The sequence below is a fragment of the Kitasatospora sp. NPDC127111 genome, from assembly GCF_042677465.1.
Classification (GTDB): domain Bacteria; phylum Actinomycetota; class Actinomycetes; order Streptomycetales; family Streptomycetaceae; genus Kitasatospora.
In genome coordinates this window covers 51,660-61,153 of record NZ_JBHXTG010000039.1, presented here as the reverse complement: position 1 = coordinate 61,153, position 9,494 = coordinate 51,660, and the positions used below count along the sequence as shown (strand labels likewise).

Sequence of the window (9,494 nt, the reverse complement as noted above, 5' to 3'; positions counted from 1 at the left end):
GGCCGGGCCGCGCGCCGGGCGCCCGCCCCCCCCGCAGTCGGCCGCGGGGTCGGCGGGGGGGGGGCGGGTGCGCCCGCCCGCCCCCCCCCCCCCCCACGTCTGCTCAATCCTGCGGCTCCGCTCAGTCCTGTCAGTCCGGCGGCTCTGCTCAGTCCTGCGGCGTGTGGTACGAGACCAGCTCGGCCACGCCCGGCTCGACGCCCTTCCACGACCCGCTGAAGCTGAGCACCGCGATGGCGGCGGTCGGGAACCCGCCGAGCCGCAGCCGCTCCAGCGCGTCCCGGTCGCCCTCGTCGCCGGCCAGCACCTGGGTGAGCCCGAGCACGCCGGGGTTGTGGCCGACCAGCACCAGGTCGTTGTACTCCTCCGGGGTCTCCTGCAGCACGGTGATGATCTCGCCGGGGCTGGCCTCGTAGATCCGTTCCTCGTACACGGTCTTGCGGGAGCGCTTGGGCAGTTCGTGCGCGGCGAGCTTCCACGTCTCACGGGTGCGCAGGGCCGTGGAGCAGAGCACGTAGTCGGGGTTGATGCCGGAGTCGGCGAGCCAGCGGCCGGCGTCCGGGGCCTGGTGGCGGCCCCGGTCGGCCAACGGCCGCTCGTGGTCGTCCACGCCGTTGGGCCAGTCGGCCTTGGCATGGCGGAGAACGATGATCCTGCGGGGCGTGTCGGCGCTCATACCCAGCAAGCTTGGCAGAAAAGCCGCCGCGTGGCGCGATGCTGCCGGTTGCCGCCACCCGCAGGGGTGGAGGGTGCCATCATGCGCCGTTCGCCGGGGCTTCGCCCGGTGGACGGCGGACAGCCGGACAGCCGGACGGCGGGCGGTGTGACGGCTGACGGTCGGACAGCGGACGACCGGACGGCTGACGGCCCGCGCGGGCCCTGCGCTGGCCCGGCCGACGCGGACCCGCGCGGCCGGCGGTCGGTGCGGGTTCGGTCAGCCCAGGTTGCGGGCGACGATGGCGACGATGATCAGCAGGACCACGATGCCGCCGATCGTCGCGGCGAGCTGGCCCAGCTTCTTGTGGCCGTCGGTGGGGTTCGGTTCGAGTACGGGCATGACCGGATTCTCCCACCCCGGCCGTGCCCGTCGGGCAGCGCCCCCTCGCGCCGCGGTCAGGCCCCGGCGGGCGCGGCGGGGCGCAGCGCCTCGTCCTCGATGTGCCGCGCCCTCGCCGCCCGCAGGCCGAACAGCATCTGCGGCACCAGCAGCAGCGCGAGGAAGCCCAGCGGCAGGTACCAGTCGCCGGTGGCCTGGTACAGCCGGCCGATCAGGATCGGGCCGGGGATGGAGATCAGGTAGCCGACGCCCTGGGCGAAGGCGGAGAGCTGGGCCACCCCGCCGGCGGTCCGAGCGCGCAGGCCGATCATGGTGAGCACCAGCGGGAAGGCGCAGTTGGAGAGGCCGACCAGGGTCGCCCAGAGCCACGGCGCGCCGGCCGGCGCCAGGGCGAGTCCGGCGTACCCGGCGATGCCGCAGGAGGCGAGCACCACCACGAAGAGCCGCTGGTCGCCGCGGCGTGCGGCGAGGTTGGGCAGGACGAAGGAGACCGGGACGCCGATCACCATGGTCAGCGCCAGCAGCACGCCGGAGGCGCCCTCGGAGACCCCGGCGTCCTGGAAGATCTTCGGCAGCCAGCCCATCACCACGTAGGCGCCGGTGGCCTGCAGGCCGAAGAAGCAGGCCATCGCCCAGGCGGTCCGGCTGCGGGTGATCGGCAGCTTGTCGGTGGTCGCGCCGCCCGCGCGGTCGCCGCGCTCGCGCTTGGCCGCCATCACCGGCAGCCAGAGCAGCAGGGCGAGTGCGCCGAGCGAGGCCCAGACGCCCAGGCCGACCCGCCAATCGCCGCCGAGCGCGCCGGTCAGCGGCACGGTGACGGCGGCGGCGAGCGAGGTGCCGGCCGACAGCGCCATGGAGTACAGGCCGATCATCGGGCCGACCCGCTGCGGGAAGTACCGCTTGATCACCACCGGGATCAGCACGTTGGAGACCGCCACCCCGGCGAGCGCCAGCGCGGTCAGCAGCAGGAAGACGGCCGTGCCGCCGGCGAACGAGCGGGCCAGCACGCCCGCCGTGATCGCCCCCATGCCCGCGGTGATCACCGCGATCGGGCCGACCCGCCGGGCCATGCCCGGCGCGGCGAAGCCGAACAGGGCGAAGCAGAGCGAGGGGACGGCCGCCAGCAGGCCGGCCAGCGTGGGGTTCATCCCCAGGTCGGCCCGGACCCGGTCGAGCAGCGGCCCGAGGCTGGTGACCACGGGGCGGAGGTTGAAGGCGGCGGCGGCGATCGCGACGGCGAACAGCCAGCCGAGGTACGTGCTCCGGTGACGGGCGGACCGCTCGGTCTGCGGCCGGACCCCGGTGTGCGGGGCCGTGGTGGTGTCTGCTGCGGGTGGCATGGGAGCCATCATAGAATGATGGGATGAATTAGCGCACCCGGGAATTGGCATGATGTCCCCCCACCCACCAACCGGCCGCCGCCCCCACCCGCGACCCAAGCCGCAAGGAGTCACCCCGTGGCGCTGTCCTCGCCGAGGCGCACCCCGCTGTCCGACCAGGTGATCGCGCAGCTGCGCGCCCAGATCACCTCGGGCGAATGGCCGGTCGGCTCGCGCATCCCGACCGAGGCCGCCCTGGTCGAGCAGCTCGGCGTCGCCCGCAACACCGTCCGCGAGGCCGTCCGCGCCCTCGCCCACAACGGCCTGCTCGACATCCGCCAGGGCTCCGGCACGTACGTCCTCGCCACCAGCGAGCTGGCCGGGGTCATGCACCGCCGCTTCGCCGACGCCGACCACGCCCAGGTCGCCGAACTCCGCGTCACCCTGGAGACCTCCGCCGCCGGCCTGGCCGCCACCCGCCGCACCGACCGCGACCTCGACCTGCTGGACGCCGCCCTCGCCCGCCGCGAGGACGCCTGGCGCTCCGGCGACGCCGAGGACTTCATCCAGGCCGACGCCGCCTTCCACCAGGCCGTCGTCGCCGCCGCCCACAACGACGTCCTCGCCGCCGTCTACGCCGACCTCGGCGAGGTCACCCGCGCCCACCTGCGCCACGACGTCGGCCCCGAGCTGATCGCCGAGCGCTACCTCGGCCACGACAAGATCCTCGACGCCATCCGCGCCGGCGACCCCGAACGGGCCTCCGTCGAGGCCGGCCGCGCCATCGGCGCCTGCGCCGACGCGGACGCCTGACGCCCCGCACCTCCCGCCCGGGGCACAGCAGAACCGCCCGGCACCCCCTCCGTGCGGAAGGGGTGCCGGGCGGTGGGGCAGCGGCAGCCGGTCAGGCGCCGATGGCGTGCAGGCCGCCGTCCACGTGGACGATCTCGCCGGTGGTCTTCGGGAACCAGTCCGACAGCAGGGCGACGACGCCGCGGCCGGCCGGCTCCGGGTCGCTCAGGTCCCACTTCAGCGGGGAGCGGCTGTCCCAGGTGGCGGCCAGGTCGGGGAAGCCCGGGATGGACTTGGCGGCCATCGAGCCGATCGGACCGGCCGAGATCAGGTTGCAGCGGATGTTCCGCTCGCCCAGGTAGCGCGCCAGGTAGCGGTTGGTGGACTCCAGCGCCGCCTTGGCCGGGCCCATCCAGTCGTACTGCGGCCAGGCGAACTGGGCGTCGAAGGTCAGGCCGACCACCGAGCCACCGTCCTGCATCAGCGGCAGCAGCGCCATGGTCAGCGACTTCAGCGAGAACGCCGAGACCTGCATGGCGGTGGCCACGGACTCCCACGGCGTGTCCAGGAAGTTCCCGCCCAGGGCGTCCTGCGGGGCGAAGCCGATCGAGTGGACGATGCCGTCCAGGCTCGGCAGGTGCTCGCGCACCTGGTCGGCGATGCCGGCCAGCTGCTCCTCGCTGGACACGTCCAGCTCCAGCACCTTGACCGGGTTCGGCAGCTTCTTGGCGATCCGCTCGGTGAGGGACGGGCGCGGGAAGGCGGTGAGGATGATCTCGGCGCCCTGCTCCTGCGCGAGCTTGGCGGTGTGGAAGGCGATGGAGGACTCCATCAGCACACCCGTGATCAGGATCCGCTTGCCCTCGAGGATTCCGCTCATGTTCAGTGACCCATGCCCAATCCGCCGTCGACGGGAATGACGGCTCCGGTGATGTACGCGGCCTCGTCCGAACCGAGGAACCGCACGGTGGAGGCGACCTCGGCGGGCGCCGCGTAGCGGCCCAGCGGCACGCCCGAGACGATCTCCGCACGGCGCTCGTCGCTGAGCACTGCGGTCATGTCGGTGTCGACGAAGCCGGGGGCGACCACGTTGACGGTGATGTTGCGCGGGCCCAGCTCGCGCGCCAGCGAGCGGGCGAAGCCGACCAGGCCGGCCTTGGAGGCGGCGTAGTTCGCCTGGCCCGTCGAGCCGGAGAGGCCGACCACCGAGGAGATCAACACGACCCGGCCCTTGCGGGCGCGCATCATCAGCTTGGAGGCGCGCTTGACCACTCGGAACGTGCCGGTGAGGTTGGTGTCCACGACGGAGGTGAAGTCCTCCTCCGACATGCGCAGCAGCAGCGTGTCGTTGGTGATGCCGGCGTTGGCGACCAGCACCTGCACGGCGCCGTGCTTGGCCTCGATCTCCGTGAACGCCGCGTCGACCTGGGCGCTGTCGGTGATGTCGCAGCGCACCGCGAGGACGTCGTACTTGGCCAGCTCCTCGGGCACCTCGCCCGAGCGGCTGGTGATGGCGACCTTGTCGCCCGCCTCGGCGAAGGCCAGGGCGATCGCGAGGCCGATGCCCCGGTTACCTCCGGTGACGAGAACCGAGCGGCTCAACGATCCACCTCTCTCCGTTGGTGTGCGTACGTCGGAATGCGCACGCGGTGTGACGCTATCGGTCGCCCCGGGGCGGAGACGAATCGGGCTCCCACAGCGCCTCACCGATGGAACTGTCGCAATCCGACAATGCGTGCCCATCCCGCTCCCCGCCCCGGTCACACCCGCCACGCGCCCCGCCGCGCCCCCGTCCGCACCACCGCCCGGCCCCCCGTCCGCACCACCTCGCGCGGCTCCGCCCGCCGCTCCGCCCGACCGGCCCGCCGGGAACACGCGCCGCGGCGCACCCGTTGCCCCCGGTGGTGCGGGGCGACCGGGGCCGCCCGCACCGCATCCCCCGAACGGGCCCCGAGCGAAGGCAGAGCGCGATGAGCGAGCGAAGCGAGCGGACCGTCGAGGTGGGCGCATGAGTGGAGCACGGCCCGGTACCGCCCGGCGGCGCGGACGACTGCTGGCCCTGGCCGCCCTGGCGGCCGGCGCGGGAGCGGCCGCCTGGTCGCTGCGCGACCTGCCTGCGGCCTTCGGCCGGCGGCCGGACGGCGAGCGCGAGGAGCGGGTGCGCAACTCCCCGCAGTACCGCGACGGCGTCTTCCACAACGCGCCCTCCACACTGGCCCGGGCCAAGTCCGCGCCCGACTTCGACCGCGACACCCTGCGCCGGATGCTGTTCGAGCGCGCCGGCCGGGTGCCCGCGCACCCGGTGCCGACCGTCCGCCCGGCCGGCGGCCCCGGTCCGGCCGCCGAGGGCGTGGAGATCACCTGGTACGGACACGCCTCCGCGCTGGTGGAGATCGAGGGCACCCGGGTGCTGCTCGACCCGATCTGGAGCGATCGCTGCTCCCCCGCCGCGCACGTCGGCCCGAAGCGGCTGCACCCGGTGCCGGTGGAGCTGGAGGAGCTGCCGCAGGTCGACGCGGTGCTGATCTCGCACGACCACTACGACCACCTCGACATGGCGACGGTCAAGCGCCTGGTGCGCAGCCAGTCGGCGCCGTTCGCGGTGCCCCTCGGCATCGGCGGCCACCTGCGCCGCTGGGGCGTCCCGGAGCACCGGATCATCGAGCTGGACTGGGACGAGACCTGCCACCTCGGCGAGCTGACGGTCACCCTGACCTCCGCCCACCACTTCTCCGGCCGCGGGCTGACCCGCAACACCACGCTCTGGGGCTCCTGGGTGATCGCCGGGCCGAGCCGCAAGGTCTTCTACACCGGGGACTCCGGCTACTTCGAGGGCTACGCGAAGATCGGCGAGCAGCACGGCCCGTTCGACGCCGCCCTGGTCCAGATCGGCGCCTACGACACCGCCTGGGCGGACATCCACATGACGCCGGAGGACGCCGTCCTGGCCCACCGCGAGCTGAACGCCGGCCTGCTCGTCCCGGTGCACTGGTGCACCTTCAACCTGAGCCCGCACCCGTGGGCCGAGCCGATCGAGCGGCTGCTCGCGGAGGCCAAGCAGCAGGCCGTCCCGGTGGCCGTGCCGCGCCCCGGCGAGCGGGTGGACGTCGACAACCCGCCGGAGCTGGACGGATGGTGGGAGGGCGTCGCCTGACGGCCCGACCGGCCGCGTGTGTCGTACCGAAATGCGCTGGCCGAAACCCTGTGAACGGGAAATGATGCGGTGCGGGTACCCCTGTCCGGGGCCGCCCGCACCGCCATCCCCCCGACCAGGGAGCCCGATTGCCTCCGAAGCCCCCGACCAGCAGCGCCGGCGCCCCGCGCGGGCGCGCCGTCGACCCGCTGTTCCTCGCCTACCCGTTGCGCACGCTGGCCGACGCCGCCCTCAGCCGGGCGCGCGAACTCGGCGCTGTGCACGCCGACTTCAGGCTGGAGCGGGTCCGCAGCGCCTCCTGGCGACTGCGGGACGCCCGACCGGCCGGCACCTCCGACAGCGTGCAGCTCGGCTTCGCCGTCCGGGTCCTGCTGGACGGCGCCTGGGGCTTCGCCGCCGGGGTGGACCTGACCACGGCCGCGGCCGCCAAGGTCGCCGAGCAGGCCGTCGCGGTGGCCCGGCTCTCCGGCGGGATCAGCCGGGCGGCCGGGTCGAAGGAGCGGGTCGAGCTGGCGGACGAGCCGGTCCACGCCGACGCCACCTGGGTCTCCGCGTACGAGGTGAACCCCTTCGAGGTGCCGGACGCCGAGAAGACGGCGCTGCTCGCCGACTGGAGCGCGCGGCTGCTGGCCGCCGAGGGCGTCTCGCACGTCCAGGCCACCCTGATGACGGTGCAGGAGAACAAGTTCTACGCCGACACCGCCGGCACCGTGACCACCCAGCAGCGGATCCGGCTGCACCCGACGCTGGAGGCCACCTCGGTGGACGAGCGCACCGGGGCGTTCGACTCGATGCGCACCCTGGCCCCGCCGGTCGGGCGCGGCTGGGAGTACCTCGTGGGGGGCCGGGGGTCGTCCCCCGACGGGCGGAGCCTGACGGGCACCGGCTGGGACTGGGACGCCGAGCTGGCCGAACTGCCCGTCCTGCTGGCCGAGAAGATGAAGGCGCCGAGCGTCGAGGCCGGTCACTACGACCTGGTGATCGACCCGTCCAACCTCTGGCTGACCATCCACGAGTCGATCGGCCACGCCACCGAGCTGGACCGCGCGCTCGGCTACGAGGCCGCCTACGCCGGCACCTCCTTCGCCACCTTCGACAAGCTCGGCTCGCTGAAGTACGGCTCCGAGCTGATGCACGTCACCGGCGACCGCACCGCCGAGCACGGCCTCTCCACCATCGGCTACGACGACGAGGGCGTCGCCACCCAGTCCTGGGACCTCGTCAAGGACGGCGTCCTGGTGGGCTACCAGCTGGACCGCGCGATGGCGAAGCTGAAGGGCTTCGACCGCTCCAACGGCTGCGCCTTCGCCGACTCCCCCGCGCACGTCCCGGTGCAGCGGATGGCCAACGTCTCGCTCCAGCCGGCCGCCGGCGGCCCCGACACCGAGGGCCTGTTCGCGGGCGTGGAGAACGGCCTCTACATCGTCGGCGACCGCTCCTGGTCCATCGACATGCAGCGCTACAACTTCCAGTTCACCGGCCAGCGCGCGTACGCCATCAAGAACGGCGAACTCGCGGGCCAGGTCAAGGACTTCGCCTACCAGGCCACCACCACCGACTTCTGGGGCTCGATGGCGGCCGTCGGCGGCCCGCAGACCTACGTCCTGGGCGGCGCCTTCAACTGCGGCAAGGCCCAGCCGGGCCAGGTCGCGGCGGTCAGCCACGGCTGCCCCTCGGCGCTGTTCCGCAACGTCAACGTGCTCAACACCCAGCAGGAGGCGGGTCACTGATGGCCGCGATGCAGCCCCACGAACTCGTCGAGCTGGCGCTCGGCCTCTCCCGCGCCGACGGCTGCGTGGTGATCGCCGACGAGGAGTCGACCGCCAACCTCCGCTGGGCCGGCAACGCGCTCACCACCAACGGGGTCACCCGCGGCCGCCGGCTGACCGTGGTCGCCACGGTCGCCGGGGCCGAGGGCACCGCCTCCGGCGTGGTCTCCCGCGAGGCCGTCACCGCCGACGAGGTGGAGGGCCTGGTCCGGGCCGCCGAGGAGGCCGCCCGGGCAGCCGGCCCGGCCGAGGACGCCCAGCCGCTCGTCGCCGACCGGCCGGCCTCGCCCGACTTCACCGAGCCGCCGGCCGAGACCTCGATCGAGGTGTTCGCGGCCTTCGCGCCCGCCCTCGGCGAGGCCTTCGCCCGCGCCGCCGCGCAGGGCGAGCTGCTGTACGGCTTCGCCCGGCACGAGCTGGTCTCCAGCTACCTGGGCACCTCCACCGGCCTGCGGCTGCGCCACGACCAGCCGACCGGCATGGTCGAGCTGAACGCCAAGACGGCGGACCTCACCGGCTCCGCCTGGGCCGGCGCCGCCACCCGGGACTTCACCGACGTGGACGTCACCGACCTGCACGCCCAGGTCTCCAAGCGGCTGACCTGGGGCGCCAACCGGATCGACCTCCCGGCCGGCCGGTACGAGACGCTGCTGCCGCCCTCGGCGGTGGCCGACCTGATGGTGTACCTGAGCTGGTCCTCCGGCGGCCGGGACGCCTTCGAGGGCCGGACGGTCTTCTCCAAGCCCGGCGGCGGCACCCGGATCGGCGACGAGCTGACCAAGCTGCCGCTGACGCTGCGCTCCGACCCGGCCGAGCCCGGCCTGGAGGCGGCGCCGTTCGTGCTGGCCCACTCCACGGCGGGCGACTCCTCAGTCTTCGACAACGGCGTGGAGCTGACCGCCACCGACTGGATCCGCGACGGCGAGCTGGCCGAACTGATCACCAACCGGCACTCGGCCGGCCTGACCGGCCTCCCGCTGCGGCCGGCCATCGACAACCTCGTCCTCGAGACGGCCGACCAGGCGGCCGCGCCGACCCTGGACGAGATGATCGCCCGCACCGAGCGCGGCCTGCTGCTCACCTGCCTCTGGTACATCCGCGAGGTGGATCCGGCGACGCTGCTGCTCACCGGCCTCACCCGGGACGGCGTGTACCTGGTGGAGAACGGCGAGGTCGTCGGCGCGGTGAACAACTTCCGGTTCAACGAGTCGCCGGTCGAGCTCCTCGGCCGGATCACCGAGGTGGGCCGCACCGAGCGCTGCCTGCCGCGCGAGTGGAGCGACTGGTTCACCCGGACCGCGATGCCGCCGGTGCGGGTCCCGGACTTCAACATGAGTTCGGTCAGCCAGGCCTCCTAGGCTCTGGTCCGGGGGCCGGGAAGCCAGCGGAAGGAACGAGAGGGC

General features: G+C 73.7%; 9 protein-coding genes. 4 read left to right on the top strand and 5 right to left on the bottom strand.

Features of this window, described 5'->3' with window-relative positions; translation table 11 throughout:
- Positions 1-148: 148 nt before the first annotated feature.
- From ACFVHB_RS23145 to ACFVHB_RS23135, 3 genes are all read right to left on the bottom strand, one after another.
- Complete coding sequence (locus tag ACFVHB_RS23145) at positions 149-676, bottom strand: SixA phosphatase family protein (RefSeq protein WP_380325347.1); 528 nt, start codon at positions 674-676, stop codon at positions 149-151.
- A 258-nt stretch (positions 677-934) separates the two neighbouring features.
- A complete protein-coding gene (locus ACFVHB_RS23140; protein ID WP_380325344.1) occupies positions 935-1,057 on the bottom strand; it encodes an SGM_5486 family transporter-associated protein in 123 nt (40 codons plus the stop codon).
- A 56-nt stretch (positions 1,058-1,113) separates the two neighbouring features.
- Positions 1,114-2,397, bottom strand: coding sequence for a CynX/NimT family MFS transporter (locus ACFVHB_RS23135; RefSeq protein WP_380325341.1), 1,284 nt, complete (start codon positions 2,395-2,397; stop codon positions 1,114-1,116).
- Between the two features lie 117 nt (positions 2,398-2,514).
- Between ACFVHB_RS23135 and ACFVHB_RS23130 the strand changes: the two genes are divergently transcribed.
- Complete coding sequence (locus tag ACFVHB_RS23130) at positions 2,515-3,189, top strand: FadR/GntR family transcriptional regulator (protein WP_380325338.1); 675 nt, start codon at positions 2,515-2,517, stop codon at positions 3,187-3,189.
- 91 nt (positions 3,190-3,280) lie between these two features.
- On the opposite strand, the gene fabI is transcribed toward ACFVHB_RS23130, so the two are convergent.
- Positions 3,281-4,048, bottom strand: coding sequence for an enoyl-ACP reductase FabI (gene fabI / locus ACFVHB_RS23125; RefSeq protein ID WP_380325335.1), 768 nt, complete (start codon positions 4,046-4,048; stop codon positions 3,281-3,283).
- A 2-nt stretch (positions 4,049-4,050) separates the two neighbouring features.
- Positions 4,051-4,770 (bottom strand): 3-oxoacyl-[acyl-carrier-protein] reductase, encoded by a 720-nt coding sequence (fabG, locus tag ACFVHB_RS23120; RefSeq protein WP_380325332.1) that lies wholly within the window; start codon positions 4,768-4,770, stop codon positions 4,051-4,053.
- A 406-nt stretch (positions 4,771-5,176) separates the two neighbouring features.
- Between fabG and ACFVHB_RS23115 the strand changes: the two genes are divergently transcribed.
- The 3 genes from ACFVHB_RS23115 to ACFVHB_RS23105 all read left to right on the top strand — a co-directional run bounded on the left by ACFVHB_RS23115 (position 5,177) and on the right by ACFVHB_RS23105 (position 9,449).
- A complete protein-coding gene (locus ACFVHB_RS23115; protein ID WP_380325329.1) occupies positions 5,177-6,322 on the top strand; it encodes an MBL fold metallo-hydrolase in 1,146 nt (381 codons plus the stop codon).
- A gap of 128 nt (positions 6,323-6,450) precedes the next feature.
- Positions 6,451-8,052 carry a TldD/PmbA family protein gene (locus ACFVHB_RS23110; RefSeq protein WP_380325326.1) on the top strand — a complete coding sequence of 534 codons (1,602 nt, stop codon included), beginning with the start codon at positions 6,451-6,453 and terminating at the stop codon, positions 8,050-8,052.
- Positions 8,052-9,449 (top strand): metallopeptidase TldD-related protein, encoded by a 1,398-nt coding sequence (locus ACFVHB_RS23105; protein WP_380325323.1) that lies wholly within the window; start codon positions 8,052-8,054, stop codon positions 9,447-9,449. Before ACFVHB_RS23110 ends, ACFVHB_RS23105 begins: the two co-directional genes overlap by 1 nt.
- The last annotated feature ends 45 nt before the right edge of the window (positions 9,450-9,494 follow it).